Annotated in this window: 15 protein-coding genes; 10 read left to right on the forward strand and 5 right to left on the reverse strand. The window is 32.4% G+C overall.

What is annotated here, in order from left to right; all coding sequences use genetic code 11:
* Nucleotides 1-393: 393 nt before the first annotated feature.
* Nucleotides 394-1,206, reverse strand: a complete 813-nt coding sequence (locus tag BLT80_RS17415) for a T9SS type A sorting domain-containing protein (protein WP_092470370.1) — start codon at nucleotides 1,204-1,206, stop codon at nucleotides 394-396.
* Between the two features lie 212 nt (nucleotides 1,207-1,418).
* Here BLT80_RS17415 and BLT80_RS20160 point away from each other — a divergent pair, with 212 nt between their 5' ends.
* From BLT80_RS20160 to dnaG, 7 genes are all read left to right on the forward strand, one after another.
* Complete coding sequence (locus BLT80_RS20160) at nucleotides 1,419-1,580, forward strand: hypothetical protein (protein ID WP_175455643.1); 162 nt, start codon at nucleotides 1,419-1,421, stop codon at nucleotides 1,578-1,580.
* Nucleotides 1,567-4,167, forward strand: a complete 2,601-nt coding sequence (locus BLT80_RS17420) for an alkaline phosphatase family protein (RefSeq protein WP_092470372.1) — start codon at nucleotides 1,567-1,569, stop codon at nucleotides 4,165-4,167. Before BLT80_RS20160 ends, BLT80_RS17420 begins: the two co-directional genes overlap by 14 nt.
* 65 nt (nucleotides 4,168-4,232) lie before the next feature.
* On the forward strand, nucleotides 4,233-5,210 hold the full coding sequence (locus BLT80_RS17425) for a polyprenyl synthetase family protein (RefSeq protein ID WP_092470374.1): 978 nt from the start codon (nucleotides 4,233-4,235) through the stop codon (nucleotides 5,208-5,210).
* Nucleotides 5,211-5,344: 134 nt separating this feature from the next.
* Nucleotides 5,345-5,908: an RNA polymerase sigma factor gene (locus tag BLT80_RS17430; RefSeq protein WP_092470376.1), complete on the forward strand. Its 564-nt coding sequence runs from the start codon at nucleotides 5,345-5,347 to the stop codon at nucleotides 5,906-5,908.
* Nucleotides 5,895-6,680 carry a hypothetical protein gene (locus BLT80_RS17435; RefSeq protein WP_092470378.1) on the forward strand — a complete coding sequence of 262 codons (786 nt, stop codon included), beginning with the start codon at nucleotides 5,895-5,897 and terminating at the stop codon, nucleotides 6,678-6,680. Before BLT80_RS17430 ends, BLT80_RS17435 begins: the two co-directional genes overlap by 14 nt.
* Before the next feature lie 78 nt (nucleotides 6,681-6,758).
* The gene (locus BLT80_RS17440) at nucleotides 6,759-7,856 is read left to right on the forward strand and encodes a hypothetical protein (protein WP_092470381.1); all 1,098 of its coding nucleotides are present in this window, start codon (nucleotides 6,759-6,761) and stop codon (nucleotides 7,854-7,856) included.
* Nucleotides 7,857-8,063: 207 nt separating this feature from the next.
* Entirely contained in the window at nucleotides 8,064-10,055 is a 1,992-nt protein-coding gene (dnaG, locus tag BLT80_RS17445; RefSeq protein WP_092470383.1) for a DNA primase, read from the forward strand.
* 12 nt (nucleotides 10,056-10,067) lie between these two features.
* On the opposite strand, the gene BLT80_RS17450 is transcribed toward dnaG, so the two are convergent.
* The gene (locus tag BLT80_RS17450) at nucleotides 10,068-10,697 is read right to left on the reverse strand and encodes a response regulator (RefSeq protein WP_092470385.1); all 630 of its coding nucleotides are present in this window, start codon (nucleotides 10,695-10,697) and stop codon (nucleotides 10,068-10,070) included.
* 139 nt (nucleotides 10,698-10,836) lie between these two features.
* A complete protein-coding gene (nadE, locus tag BLT80_RS17455; protein WP_092470387.1) occupies nucleotides 10,837-11,625 on the reverse strand; it encodes an NAD(+) synthase in 789 nt (262 codons plus the stop codon).
* Between the two features lie 85 nt (nucleotides 11,626-11,710).
* Between nadE and gldB the strand changes: the two genes are divergently transcribed.
* Nucleotides 11,711-12,679, forward strand: a complete 969-nt coding sequence (gldB, locus tag BLT80_RS17460; RefSeq protein WP_092470505.1) for a gliding motility lipoprotein GldB — start codon at nucleotides 11,711-11,713, stop codon at nucleotides 12,677-12,679.
* Complete coding sequence (gldC, locus tag BLT80_RS17465) at nucleotides 12,679-13,014, forward strand: gliding motility protein GldC (RefSeq protein WP_092470389.1); 336 nt, start codon at nucleotides 12,679-12,681, stop codon at nucleotides 13,012-13,014. Before gldB ends, gldC begins: the two co-directional genes overlap by 1 nt.
* 9 nt (nucleotides 13,015-13,023) lie before the next feature.
* On the opposite strand, the gene BLT80_RS17470 is transcribed toward gldC, so the two are convergent.
* Nucleotides 13,024-14,001 (reverse strand): hypothetical protein, encoded by a 978-nt coding sequence (locus BLT80_RS17470; RefSeq protein WP_139181099.1) that lies wholly within the window; start codon nucleotides 13,999-14,001, stop codon nucleotides 13,024-13,026.
* A 270-nt stretch (nucleotides 14,002-14,271) separates the two neighbouring features.
* Nucleotides 14,272-15,042 (reverse strand): hypothetical protein, encoded by a 771-nt coding sequence (locus tag BLT80_RS17475; protein ID WP_092470392.1) that lies wholly within the window; start codon nucleotides 15,040-15,042, stop codon nucleotides 14,272-14,274.
* A gap of 229 nt (nucleotides 15,043-15,271) precedes the next feature.
* Here BLT80_RS17475 and BLT80_RS17480 point away from each other — a divergent pair, with 229 nt between their 5' ends.
* Nucleotides 15,272-15,895, forward strand: a complete 624-nt coding sequence (locus BLT80_RS17480) for a DUF4230 domain-containing protein (protein WP_092470394.1) — start codon at nucleotides 15,272-15,274, stop codon at nucleotides 15,893-15,895.

Raw genomic sequence — 15,895 nt, forward strand, 5'->3', positions numbered from 1 at the left:
ACAAATTATTCTGAGTAGTAAAAGTTAAAATTCTATAATTCCCATTTTATAAATAAGTGGAATTACTTTTAAATATAATTAAGGAATGTATTCTTTATAAAGTAGTTTATTCTATGAATTTTAATTTAATTGAAAATTTATTTCAATAATGAAAACTGACTAAGTTGTTATTGAGGATATAACTACTAACGATTATAGCATAGTAAGCTTTTTTATCTCATCAGAATTAGCCTATCTATTTTGAAATATTTTGTTTCTGTAGAAGTCCAGTTTTTTTATAAAATAGCAACAATTAAGGAGGGGGATTTAAATGTAGAGTCATCCATTTATATTGCAAAAAAAAAACACCTCAATAGAATATTGAAGTGTTTTTTTTATTAAGGTTATTATATGTTATAATACTATTTTTTTGCGAATTACTGAATTCGTAAACGTATCTTCTAACTCTACAATATAAACTCCTTGTGAAAATCCTTTTGCTTCAATGACATAGCTGTGGTCATTGATTGAGCCATTTAATATAGATTTTCCAGAAATATCATATACATTATAATTTGTGTTTTCAGGCAAATTATATAATCCTATTGAGTTATCTAAACCCACAATCCTAACTTTTGTTATAGCGAACTGGTCAACACTTAAGGTTTGACCTGCTTGAATAGCTTCACCTGCAGTTGCATTATAAGCATATTCTTTAACTGTAAAACTATCACCAGATGCGCTTACGTCTAATTTTGCCCAACCGTAATGTGTGTTTCCTGCAATTTGAAAACGTAGACCTAAATATTTATCAGTTACACCGCACCAATTACTTCCTCCAACACCACCATAGCAACTACCATAGTTTAATGTACCTACACTGTAAAATGATGTCTGTGCAGAGCTTATAGCAGCTCCATTATCCAAAGCAAAAGGGTAAACAAAAGATGGTTGTGATCCTAAAATTGAATTTGAAGAAATTGAAGCGTTACTAATTTGAACAAAATTACCAGAAGAATATGTTGCACCAGCAAGTATATTAAAGTCAACAGTTCCGTCGTTATCAAGATCTAATCCGTAGTTAATTGTGACACCTCCAGTGAAATCAGGATCTACATCTGTGTAAATAATTTGACCACTTACATCTGTTAAGCCACCAATAGCGAGTGATAAAGCACCATAGTTGGCTAATTTTTTTGATAAATTTTTAGAAGTAATTTTTTTCATAAAAGAGTGAATTAAGAGTTAAAGAAAGTAATATAATTAAAAAATGCAAATCTTGTTGGGTTATGAGTTTAAAATGCTAAGACTGAGTGTCTTTTTTGTCGCATTAGTAAATAATGCTATTATTTTTAAGGATTTAATAAATTATTTTTTCAAAAATCTAAAAATTAGGTTTTCAGTATTATGTTTTGTTTTTTTATGTAAAATTACTTTTTATGACTATTGATAATGATAATTCAGTTAAAGCAAATAACTTTAATATAACAGAGAAAGGATCTTTAGGATTACTTGCCTTGGGAGATATTGGAATAAGAGAATGGAGAAAGGTGAAAAAGAATATAGAAAAAGCTAAGGGAAACACGGATGAAAAAAGATAAAGTACTGTTAATAGGATGGGATGCTGCAGATTGGAAAATTATTGGCCCGCTTTTAGCAAAAGGGCGGATGCCAGCCTTAAAAAAAATAATAGACCGTGGTGTTTATGGTAACATGAGCACCATGAATCCTCCATATTCACCTATGCTTTGGAGTACTGTTGCTACTGGGAAAACACCAGATAAACATGGAGTATTAGGGTTTATAGAAGTTTCTCCTGATAGAAAGGGGATTAGGCCTGTAACTGTAAATTCAAGAAAATCTAGAGCTTTATGGAATATTTTTCATAATCAGGGTTTAAAGAGTAATGTAGTAGGTTGGTGGCCTAGTTTTCCTGCAGAACCTATAAAAGGTGTAGTGGTCTCAGATAAATTTCAAAAAGTAAATAAAGATCCTAATAAAAAGAGTCCAATTGTAAAAGGTACAATCCATCCAGAAGATTTGGTCAAAGACCTTCATGATTTACGCTTATTTCCTCATGAAGTTACAGAAGCTCATATTTTACCTTTTATACCAAAAGCTGCTGAGATTGATCAAGAAAAAGAACAAAGTTTATATAGTTTTGCAAAGATGTTGGCAGAGAATACATCTGTACATGCTGCTGCGACTAACCTGATGAGGACTACAGAATGGGATTTTATGGCTGTGTACTATGATTTAATAGATCATTTTTGCCATGCCTTTATGAAATATCATCCGCCTAAATTAAAGCAGATACCACAAAGTAAATTTGAAATTTATAAGGATACTATATATGGAGCTTATATGTATCAAGATATGATGTTAGAAAGAATGGTGGACTTAGCAGGTGAAGACACAACTATTGTTATAATGTCTGATCATGGTTATGAATCTGGGAATAACCGAATTTTAAAAATGCCTAAATACCCAGCAGCTCCAGCTTTAGAGCATCGTAAATTTGGTATGTTCGTTGCTGCAGGTCCTAATATTAAGAAAAATGAAAAAATTTTTGGTTTAAGCTTAATTGATGTCGCTCCAACAATTTTGCACATATATGGTTTGCCTGTGGGAAAAGATATGGATGGTAAAGTTGCCTTAGATATATTTAAAGAGCCTAAAAAGGTAAATTATATTGATAGTTGGGAGGATGTAAAAGGAGATTTTGGAGAACATGAGTCAGATTTAAGCGATTTGTTAGATGAAGAAGAATCCATGCAACAATTAATAGATTTGGGTTATATTGAAAAACCTGATAATAATATAGAAATAGCCATACTTAAAACAAGTTGCGATTTAAAACATAATTTGGCTAGGGTGTTTTTAGGTAAAAAAGACTACTCTGAGTCTAAAAGAATACTTTTAGAGTTAATAAATTATCCATACCCTACTTATGATGAAAATGCATTTGAAGGTGAGAATAAAGACATGTTGACGACTCAAGGTTTTAAAGTTGGAGATACTGTTGTGGATACGATTCCATTTTACATGGATTTACTTTCTTTAGCACTTGCAGAACATGATTATGATGCCGCAGAAGTTTATCTTAACAATTTGCGAAATTTTGATAAAAAATTTGAGCTAAACACTTTGGTGTCTGAAGCTAAAATTTTATTAGGAAAAGGAAAAGTTCATCTTGCTTTAAAATGTTTAGAAGATGCTAAAAATAAAAACCCAAATTCATTAGTCTGGTACCAGATAGGTAAAATATATAAAAGATTAAGTCAATTTGAAAATGCTAAAGCTGCTTTTCAGTCAGCACTAGTTTTTGAGATTGATAATGCAAAATCACATCAAGCATTAGCAGATATTTTAATTGTGCTTAAAGATTATGAAGAAGCTGCAGAACATGCATTAACAGCAATAGAGTTGGTTAAGTATTTTCCGGCAGCACATTACACTTTAGGGCAAGCTTTAGAAAAGTTAGGGGATTTAGAAAATGCTAAAATGGCTTATGAAACTGCTTCCAAGTTAAAACCAAAGGATCATCAAAGAGCGGTAAAAGCAATTGAAAATATTAATGAAAAACTTAGTGAACCGATAAGTTTAATTGATAAAGCAGAATATAAATTTAGAAAAGATCAAATAATAATTGTTTCTGGTTTACCACGTTCCGGTACGTCTGTAATGATGCAAATGCTAAATAATGGAGGTATAGATGTGCTAACCGACGGAAATAGAAAATCTGATGAATCAAACCCTAAAGGGTATTATGAATATGAGCCTGTTATGGCTTTGCATAAAGATAATTCTTGGTTAGGTAAGGCGCAGAATAAAACTGTAAAGGTAGTGGCGCCATTACTTAAGTTTTTAGATCCTAAATATAGGTATAAGGTTATTTTCATGAATAGAGATTTAACTGAAGTTGTGAAATCTCAGCAAAAAATGGTTGGTAAAAATTCTGACATTCTATCTGTTAAACTTTTTGAATCTTATAACAAACATTTAAGCCAAGTAGAGGTTTGGAAAGATAATGAACCAGGCGTAGAGCTTATTTATGTAGATTATAAAGAGGTGCTTTTCAATACAGATCAGGTTTTAGATAAAGTGACATCTTTTATAGGTCTAGATTTAGATAAGCCTGAAATGATTAAAAGCATAGACAAAACATTGTATAGAAACAAATCCTAAATTTAAGTTGTAAAATAGTATATCAAAAGCATTTTTAGTACGTTTGTTTTATACGCATTTTTCAATTGAAAATAACTGAACAAATAAAACTACCAATCGCCTATGAGATGGATCTTTTTGAGCAAAAGTTCCAACTCTCCATGGCGAGTAAGGTCGCACTGCTTAATCGGATAACACATTACATAGTAAACCGAAAAGGGAAGCAAATGCGACCTATGTTTGTGTTTTTGGTGGCTAAAATGATGAATAATGGTGAGGTAAGTGAGCGTACATATCGTGGTGCTTCGGTAATTGAGCTTATTCATACCGCAACATTGGTTCATGATGATGTGGTAGATGATAGTAACCGAAGACGTGGTTTCTTTTCTATTAACGCACTATGGAAAAATAAAATTGCTGTTCTTATAGGTGACTTTCTTCTATCTAAAGGGTTGTTGTTATCTATAGATAATAATGATTTCGATTTACTAAAAATTATCTCCGTCGCAGTACGCGAAATGAGCGAAGGAGAATTACTTCAAATAGAAAAGGCTAGACAACTAGATATTACCGAAGCTATTTATTATGAAATCATCCGACAAAAAACAGCGACCTTAATAGCGGCTTGTTGTAGTTTGGGTGCCGCTTCAGTAAAACCAAATTCGCCAGAAGTAGAAACCATGCGAAAGTTTGGTGAATTAATTGGTATGGCATTTCAGATTAAAGATGATTTGTTCGATTATGGAAAAGAAGCTATCGGCAAACCTACCGGTATAGATATTAAAGAGCAAAAAATGACCTTACCTTTAATATATGTCTTAAATAACTGTACCAAGAAAGAAAAATCTTGGTTAATTAATTCGGTTAAAAATCATAATAAAGATAAAAAGCGAGTTAATGAGGTTATTGCTTTTGTAAAGGAAAAAGGAGGATTGGAATATGCGGTTTCTAAAATGAAAGCATTTCAAGAAGAAGCCTTAGGTATATTGGCAAATTACCCAGAGTCACCATACAAAGCATCTCTTAATCTTATGGTCGATTATGTAATTGATCGAAAAAAATAATTTTCAAACAACTTAAAATCAAGTAATTAAAAATTATTTTAATTATTTTTCACTTCCCAAGCAACCCTTGGCTACAAAATTGCGTCTTTATAAATAGAAAGGCATCTGAACGTATTCAGAATTTAAACCCAACCATGAAAGTTATACAACTTCATAAAAATGAAACAAAACTCATAGAGCGTGCAGCGAATAAAAATCGTGAAGCACAGCATATAATGTACGAGTTGCATGCTCCAAAAATGTTGAGTGTTTGCAGATACTATATTAAGGATGTGCACCAAGCTGAGGAGGTAATGTTGAATGGTTTTTTTAAAGTGTTTAAATATTTGAAGACCTATAAACATGAAGGCAGCTTTGAAGGTTGGATAAGGCGAATTATGGTAAGAGAATCCATATCCTATTTAAGGCAAAAAAAGAAAATTGAATTCGCTGTTGAAGATGATTTTTTAGATCAAGGTTCATCAAACAACATTAATACAAATATTGAAGTTGCAGAAATACAACAACTTATAGATAGTTTGCCAGAAGGGTACCGAATGGTCTTTGTAATGTATGCGATTGAAGGGTATAAACACAATGAAATTGCCGAATTATTAAAAATTTCTGAAGGGACTTCTAAATCGCAACTATTTAAAGCACGACAGATGCTTCAGAAAAAATTAAAAGAATTAAATAACAACAGTTATGGCACCAATTAAGTTTGAAGAAAATATAAAAGATAAGCTAGAAAAGCGCACGTTGACACCATCATCAGAAAGTTGGTCTAAACTATCTGAGCGTCTAGATGCAGAAGACAATTCATCAAAAAAACCAATTTTCTGGTGGTTGAGTATAGCAGCAGGTTTAATTATTATGATAGCGATATCAACACAGTTTTTTAGCACAAATGAATCGCAAAATGTATTGCCTCAAATCGTTAAAGAGGACGTTATTAATGAACAGTTAAATAATAAACAACTAGAGCCTATTCAAAAAGAAGCGATAGAAATCGTCAATGAAGACGACAGTATTGAAGCGTTAAAAGAGACATTTCCAGCGGTTAAAGAATCAAAAATTATAGATCATAAAAAAGTGATTCAGAAAAAGCCTGAGCCAAAAACTCAACTTGCTAACCAAAGTCAACCAGTTGAAGAACCTGTTAATTTAAATCAGCAAGAGCAGTTAAATAACGAAACACAACGTCTTTTAGAAGAGGCAAAACTAAAAATGGCGGTTGCAGAAGCCGTGACAACTATAAAATCGAAGAATACGACAATTACAGATCAAGAAATTGATTCTTTATTAAAAATAGCAAGCAAAGAACTTTTTAAGGACAACTTAAAAAACGAAATCTTAATAGCGGTAGATGCAAATACTTTATTAATGAGCGTTGAAGACGAAATGGGACAATCTTTTAGAAGCCGAGTTTTTGAAGCTTTAAAAGAGAGCTACGAAACGGTAAGAACTGCGGTTGCAGATCGAAATCACTAAATCAAAAATCAAATTATTTTGGTTACTAGCGTTACCGAAGTAAACATCAATAATCAATAAATCAAAAAACGAACAGTTATGAACAACATTACCAGATTAGTAGTATGCTTAGTGATCGCACTAACATTTACAACAGTACAGGCACAAGACACAAAGATTGACAGCACGCAAACGTCATCAAATCAACTAAAAATTAATGCACTTAAAGAACTCAAAACAAATATTGAGAATGAAGAGCGCGAATTTTTAAAATCTGAAGTAGCAGCAATAAATAAACGTTTAGATGATGGAAAAATAACAGCTTCAGAAGCAGAAAATTTAAAAAAAGAAGCAGCAAAAAACAGAGCTTTAAATATTGAAAACCGTTTAGCGATCATAGACAATAAAATTGCATTGTTAGAGCGTAACGATGATGGTTATGATGCAGAGGATGGTGACGGAGATGGGTTTGTGCTTAGAATAGGTGGAGGAGAAGAGGATAAAGAAAGCTTTGTTTACTTTGGTGAAAAATCTAATGATAAGCCGAGAAAATACGACAGACGTACTACGACAAATGTTGTTTTCGCATTAGGATTTAACAATGCTATAATTGAAGGGCAGAGCTTAGACGATTCACCATACAAAATAGAAAATTCTGATTTCTTTGAGTTGGGCTATGCTTGGAAAACCAGACTTTTTGAAAACACTAATTTCTGGAGATTAAAATACGGCTTCTCGTTTCAATGGAATAAATTTGAAATGAAAGACAATAATTACTTAGTGAATACTGATGGTGAGATAGCACTTCAAGAATTTCCTTCAGACTTAAACAAAGCAAAATTTAGAACGACCAATTTAGTGTTTCCAATGCATATAGAATTTGGGCCTTCTAAAAAAATTGAAAAAGACGATTACTTTAGATATTCAACGTACAAAAAGCTAAAAGTCGGGTTAGGTGGATATGCCGGTCTTAATATTGGTAGCATGCAAAAATTAAAGTACAAGGAAGACGGAGATAGAATAAAAAATAAACAACGTGGTGGTTTTGAAGTTAGTGAATTTGTATATGGATTAAGTGGTTATGTAGCTTTGGGTGATATTGCCTTATATGTAAAGTATGATCTTAGTCCAATATTTAAAGATCAACTAATAGATCAGAATAATATTTCGGTAGGAATACGTTTCGATATGGATTAAATCAATCATCAATCAATCAATCAATCAATCAATCAATCAATTTTTGAGTGTTAAAAGGCCTTAATCGAGTTTAGATTAAGGCTTTTTGTTTTTATAAAATCAATCTGCAATTGTGGGTTTTTATAACAAAATCAAATTAGTTTTTGCGAATAGCTTTTAATACAAATTGTTTTATCTTAAATTTGCAGACTTGCTAAAACTCTAAAATTGATCTCACAAAATTCTATTGCACAAGTATTTGAAACCGCTCGCGTTGAAGAGGTAATTGGCGATTTTGTACAGTTAAAAAAAGCAGGTACAAACTATAAAGGTTTAAGTCCTTTTAGTGAAGAACGCTCTCCGAGTTTCGTAGTATCTCCTGTAAAACAAATTTGGAAAGATTTTTCGAGTGGAAAAGGTGGTAATGCGGTGACATTTTTAATGGAGCACGAGCATTTTACGTATCCTGAGGCTATAAAATATTTAGCTAAAAAATACAATATTGAAATAGAAGAAACCGAACGTACCGACGAAGAAAAGGCACAAGCGGATAACAGAGAAAGCTTGTATTTGGTAAGTGAGTATGCGAGTAGCTATTTTCAGAATGTCTTACACAAAACAAACCAAGGGAAAGCTATTGGTTTAAGTTATTTTAAAGAGCGTGGCTTTACCGAAGAAACCATTAAGAAATTTGATCTTGGGTATTCGTTAGATGAGTGGCAAGCCTTTACCGATGATGCTTTGGGAAAAGGGTATAAACTCAATTTTTTAGAGCAAACGGGTTTAACTATTGTTAAAGGAGAAAAACGTTTCGATCGATTTAAAGGCCGAGTAATGTTTCCTATTCATAGTATGAGTGGGCGTGTTCTTGGTTTTGGTGGACGTATTTTAACTAATGATAAAAAAGCGGCTAAATACCTAAATTCACCAGAGAGTGAAATCTACCACAAAAGTAAGATATTATATGGTCTATATCATGCAAAACAAACGATAGCAAAAGAAGATAATTGTTATTTAGTCGAAGGTTATACTGATGTCATTCAATTTCATCAAACGGGTATTACTAACGTTGTGTCTTCTTCAGGTACGGCTTTATCCCCAGATCAGATACGCTTAATTAATAGACTAACAAATAATATTACCGTGCTTTTTGATGGTGATGCAGCAGGAATTAGAGCGTCGATTCGTGGTATTGATTTAATACTAGAGCAAGGTGTAAATGTTAAGATTTGTACGTTTCCTGATGGGGAAGATCCTGATAGTTTTTCTAAATCGAATACCTTAGAAGAACTTAATGCGTATCTGGAAGGTAATGCCAAAGATTTTATTCAGTTTAAAGCCTCGCTTTTAGTTAAGGAGGCTAATAATGATCCGATTAAAAAAGCGGAGACCATTCGCGAAATCGTGAACAGTATTGCTAAGATTCCAGATCAAATAAAACGTGAAATTTACATTCAAGAATGTGCGCGTATTATGGATATAAGCGAGAATGTTCTATTTACAACTTTAGCACAAATTAATAATAAACAGGCTCAGGATAATAATAAACCCAAATCTTATATTTCATCGAGTTCTTCTGACCCAAATGAACCTCCATTTGAAGTTTTTAGGAATGAAGAGCCTAGTCGTAAGCCAAAAGTTGATATTCAATATGAATTAGAAAAAAAGATTATTGAAATCTTGATGCTATATGGTGATAGGACCGAGGAATTTGAAGATTTAATTTTACAAGAGGACGAGACCTCAGGCGAGTTGCTTTTAGAGCCAACAAAACATGAAGCGCGCGTATTTGAAAAAGTATATTTAGATCTTCAAGAAGACGAAATGCAATTTTCTAATCCACAATTTAAAGCACTTTATTATTCTATTATTGATAGATTGAATCAAGAGGAAGGTTTTTCAACCAAAAATTTCATTAATCAATTAGATCAAGAGTCTGCAAGTACAGTCACAAGTATTTTAATGGAGGATGAGCGCTATAATCTTCACGATTGGGAGCGTAATCTAATTATACCTAAAGAAAAGAAAGATTCTGTGTCACAGCTGGTGAGTCAAACTATTTTAAGTTTGCGCTGTCATTTAATTGACCAAAAGGTTGCCGAATATAAAAATGAAACCTTGAAAGAAAACGTAGATATACGTGCGGTTATGGAGGATGTAAAAGACTACGTTGGTCTCAAAATGTTATTATCTCGTAAGTTAGGTAAAGTTTTGGGCTAAGTAAATAGTTTGTTAGGTTAAATTGTGGTGTTTTGCTTGGTGAATTAAATCTACGATATTCGTTACATTTAGCTTTTTAAACAATCTCGCTTTGTATGTACTAACGGTTTTTTCATTAATATCTAGCTCTTGTGCAATTTCTTTGTTTTTGCGACCAATAGATAGTAGTTTTAGAACTTCAATTTCTCTAGTGGAAAGCTTTTTAAACATGCGGCTTCTACTTTTGCGCGTATCTTCATAGCGGAAGTGTTTATCCATTTTTTCACTAAGAGACGTTTCTCCAGCACTAATCTTTCGTATTGCAGTTTCGAGTTCATCAACACTCGCACCTTTGTTTAAGTAGCCAGATGCACCTGCTTTAATTGTGCTTATCGCATAAATTTCTTCAGGTTGATTGCTAAACATTAAAACTTGTACAGACTTATTTTCTTTTTTTATAGCTCTCATTGCAGTAATTCCATTAAGTTCTGGCAAATCGACTTCAGATATTATAACGTCAACTTTATGGCGTCTTACAAATTCAAATATCTCAATTCCACTTCCTAAACTACCGATGACTTTAAAATCTGCTTTACTGTTTAAGAATAGTTCTAATCCTGTTCTCACAATCGGATGACTATCTACAATCAGAATATGTATCATGATAATTGTATTTTGGTTTTTGGTTAGGGTTAATTATTATTATAGATAATGTTAATTTCAAAAACTTTATGGATGCTTATTGAGTAAAAATAGTTAAAAATTAAATAATTTAGCTAATTTGTTTGGTGAAATGCAATAATTATTTTAAATTTTTAGGAATTTCGCAAACCGGTATTGGGTTCATTTTGTGTTTATTGGAAGAATTGTAACGTAAATAGATTTCAATTACTTCACGTTTTCGTCCTTCGAAATCAGTAACCGTTTTTCCGTCTTCCGTTACTTGCATAGCCCATTCTAATTCTGGGTAAGATGCTCCGATTTGATCCTCATCGCTACGAGCATCACCAAAAAGACCATCGCTAGGAGCAGCCTCTATAATTGATTGTGGTACGTTTAGATAATTACCAATGTCGTAAACTTCTGATTTCATTAAATCGGCAATAGGACTTAAATCAACACCACCATCACCATATTTTGTGTAAAAACCAACACCAAAATCTTCAACTTTATTACCCGTACCTGCCACTAAAAGGCCTAAAAGTCCTGCGTGATAGTATAAGGTTGTCATTCGTAAACGAGCTCTTGTATTGGCTAAAGCCATATCTACTGTGGTTTGTTTACCATCTAAACTGACCTCAGTTTTAAATTCTTCAAAGACGGGTGTTAAATTTACAACGGTATCTTTTACATTAGGAAACTTACTTTTTAAAAACGAAATGTGCTCTTGGGCTCTTGTTACATGACTTGGAGCTTGGTGAATTGGCATTTCTATGCATAATACGTCTAAGCCCGTTTTGGCGCAAAGTGTAGAGGTTACTGCAGAATCAATTCCTCCAGATATCCCGATAACAAAACCATTTACGTTGGCTTTTGTGGCATAGTCTTTTAGCCAATTTACAATGTGATTTACTACGTTTTCGGATTGCATAATTTTTTAATTTTTAAAACAAAGAAGTGTACCTTTGCACAACAAAAATAACGTAATCGAGTTAGGATTAAAAATATTTTACCAAATGCAGATAAGAATTTACTTTATTTTATTATTAGGATTTATAATGCTTTCCTGTAATGAGGAATCTAAAGTTAAAGAAGAAATTGCTAAAGTTGAAGTCGATTTTACAGTAGAACGTTTTGATAAAGCATTTTTTGAAGCGACACCCAAAGATTTGCCAAAGCTAAAAGAGGCTTATCCTTTTTTCTTTTCTAAGCATGTGCCAGACTCTATTGTGATTCAAAGAATGGAAGACACCCTACAGAACGAAATTTTACAAGAGGTTAATCAGACTTTTAAAGATTTTAAGAACACAAAGGAAGAATTAGTTTCCATGTTTCAGCATATTAAATATTATGATAAAGTGTTCTCTGTGCCAAGAGTAATCACCTTAACTAATAATGTGCAGTATAGAGATAATGTTATTGTTACAGACAGTATTGCGTTAGTAGCACTCGATAATTACTTAGGGGAAGAGCATCGGTTTTATGTAGATGGTAATATACCGGCGTATTTGGCTAAAAACTTTACAGAGGAACAAATTGTAGTGGATTTAGCGGATGGTTACGCAAAGAAATATGCTTTTCAATCTACTAGAAAAGCATTGTTAGATGAGATGATTTACTTCGGAAAATTACTTTACTTTAAAGATGTAATGATTCCGTTTAAAACAGATGCTGAAAAAATGGGTTATTCTGAAAATCAGATAAAGTGGGCAGAAGCGAATGAAAGTCAGATCTGGAGTTATTTTATTGAGAAAGAATTATTATACAGTACAGATCCTAAATTGCCAAATCGCTTTATTGCAGATGCTCCGTTCACAAAGTTTTATTTGGAGTTAGATAACGAGTCTCCAGGGCGTTTAGGTCAATATATGGGCTGGCAAATTGTAAAAGCTTACGCAGAAACTACAGGTGATGATATTATAAAAATTATGCAAACTGAACCTGAGGAGATATTTAGAAAATCGAAATTTAAACCAAAAAAGTAATGTCTAAAGTTATAAAATCTAAAATAGTATTAAACGTAGAACTCGATGAGAATAGAGTGCCAGAAAAATTAAACTGGTCAGCTCAAGACGGTGGAGTAGATAATGAAGAGGCTAAAGCGATTATGTTGTCTGTTTGGGATAGTAATGCGCAAGAAACATTGAAAATAGACCTGTGGACGAAAGATATGCCCGTAGATGAAATGAAACTTTTCTTTCATCAAACTTTAGTGACAATGAGCGATTCTTTTTTAAGAGCAACTCAAGACGAAAAAATGACAGAAACTATGAAAGATTTTTGTGATTATTTCGCTGAAAAATTAGAGCTTAAAAAGTAATATTATTTATTACTCACCTAAATCATGATTTACTTTGTAATAAGGAACAAGATTAAAGCTATCTGATTCTATGTTCATATAGTTTGTTCTGTTTTTTCTTTTGTGTTGTACAAAGTTAGTTGTGTCATAGATTTGCCAAACCGTAAGTTCATTTAATCGACCGGTTGAGGTTTTCATGTCAATTTCTATCTTTTGTATCATGCGGTCAACGGTTTTTTGATCTGCTATTTTTAGTACCTTTTCAGAACTCGAGCCATTGTTAATTTTATAAATGACCCAATAGTTAGAATGTGCGTTGTTGGTTATGGAATTCGCTATTCTCCTCGTTGGTAGTTTGGGTTTTGTAGATTTTACGCTCTCGACTTTATATAAAGGAATTCTATTGCTAATCAGAGTGTTTTTTTTAGCGGTAAGTTTTTCTTGGACTGTTTGTTCAGCGGGAGTCGCTTTTTTTCCAGATAATCTCAAGTCGGTTTGACTTCTATTGCTTTCAGATCCATAGGGTATGTTTTGAGCTAAAGAATCTAGTTTTACTGGGTGTTTGGCAAGTATTTTAAACTTTTTAGGTGGATTTTCCGCATTAGCAATGATTGTTTTTAGTTGTACTAACGTTTTACCACTAAGATTCGTTTTGTTAGTTATTGACGGAGTTCGTTCTTCTAGCCCAAAAGATTCGTTTCTTAATAATGTAATAATAATTAACTTATCGCGTAGTACGGCTTCAACAGCGTAGCGTCCAACCGGTATGTCCGAAATTTGGATTTTTGCGACAGTATCTTTAACTTTTATAACGCGCTCAAAATCATCATTAAAAATCATGAGTTCGTAAATAGTACGGTCGCATTTAAAGACTATACTGTCTTCAGTTTGGTTAAGGTGGTGCTTAAGCTCTTTGGCTCTTGTATTAGTGTTTTGAAGTAAAACGGATTTTTGACCATAAACTAAGGACGACAAAAAGAACAATACGATGAAGTATAGTAGTCTCATAATAAGTAGGTTTTTTGTTTTGGGAAACAATTTTAACACCAAACAAATCAATTAGATTGCTTTAATGTTATGTACAAAGTTATTGGCTTTTTAATGTGTTACATTAAATAATAGATGCGTGGTGAATTTTTGTAGCTAACGTGCTATGACGATCGATATAACACATATATTATCGTATAAAGTGCTGTAATTTAATCTTGAAATACGATCTAGTTCCATTGAAAACCATGAAAACGAAATATTTAAAATTCAATATCAGTTGTCAGATAGTTATAAACTTTGAAGATTATTAGTTGTTGAATAATAAGGAGTAGGATTAAATAGATCCGTTGTAGCTGAATAAACAAAGTCTGGGTTCGAAACCTGATTCTCCATAAATTCACTTTTTTTATAGACCTCCCAAACAGTTAATTTATTTAATCTTCCAGAATCACTGTTTGTTTCAAGTTTATGTCTGAGAATCATAGTTTCTACTGATTTCTGATCTACCAAACGCATTGTTTTACTAGAGCCACTATCGTTATTTATTTGTGCTTCAATCCAAAAGTATTTTTGATTTTTGGTGGTATGATTCTTGGTGCCTCCACGAGTTAAAAGAAACGCTATACTTTTGTTAGGGGAACTCTTAATGACGTTTAATTCTTCATCTAACATCATGCCTTTTCCTTCTATTATGTGTTCTGTATTACGAGATGTGTTTGAATTAGAGATATTATAAAAATCTTTATGTTTTGCTAAATCTAAAACTATAATCTTTTCTGCTAATTTAGTCTCAATGATAAAATTACCTATAGGAATGTCTTTTAAAGAAATTCTTGTTTTGTTAGCTTCGACTATAACTATTTGTTCGTAATCTTCATTGAAAATTTCAACTTTCTGAATTTTCGAATCACATTCCAATACTAAGCTATCCATAGTGGCATTTAAACCATGTCTTAATTCTTTAGCTTTTGGGTTGGTGTTTTGAAGTAATGTAATTTTTTGACCATAACTAATAGTAGTCAAAAGTAGGACGAGTAATATGCTTATGTTTTTAATCATAATAATCACTTTTTTTAGGTTAATGGGGTTGCAAATAATCCGTTTTTAAGCATCAATACTTGCGTTTCTAAAGGCTAATTTATGGCCTAATTACTTAACTTGCATTTATATAAGGTGTGTTGCGTTTTTTATAGATAATGGACGTTCAATCACGACGTAAAGCAAAAAAACAAGATTTAATTATACCTGATTTTGGGTTTGTTCAATTGTAATTTGTTTAAATTAGCCTATGCGAAAAATACTATTTGGTGTCATAATTACATTAGTTGTTGTATTCACTTTTAGATACTGTGATAATAAGCAGGCAGATAAAATTGTACTTAAAGAAAGTAGTGCTTTAATTCAAGAGCAAATTAAAAATGTTGGTAAACTCGTGGTTACCGAAGGGCATTTTAGTGAGGTGTTTACGTATAAGAATTCTAAAGGTGTTTTCGGGGATTTAATTTCAGCCGAAAAGAAAGCTGTAGTCATCGTAAATGCGGATGTAACTATTGGATACGATTTAAGTAAAATTGAATATAAAATTGATGAAGCAACTAAAACCCTTCAAATTCTAAGTATTCCAAAAGAAGAGATTAAAATCAGTCCAGATTTTGAGTATTACGATATGCAGGCAGATTATCTTAATCCGTTTGAAGCCAAGGACTATAATAGTATAAAGGAGACCGTGAAAAAGTCGCTAATGAAAAAGATTGAAGCGTCCGACTTGAAATCAAATGCACAAAACAGATTAATTAGCGAATTGTCAAAGTTCTTTATGCTGACTAATTCTTTAGGTTGGACACTAGAATATAATCAAAGTCCTATTTCAGAATTAAGCGAACTTAATAATTTAGAACGTATATTCGATTAA

The sequence above is a fragment of the Winogradskyella thalassocola genome (assembly GCF_900099995.1).
Taxonomy (GTDB): domain Bacteria; phylum Bacteroidota; class Bacteroidia; order Flavobacteriales; family Flavobacteriaceae; genus Winogradskyella; species Winogradskyella thalassocola.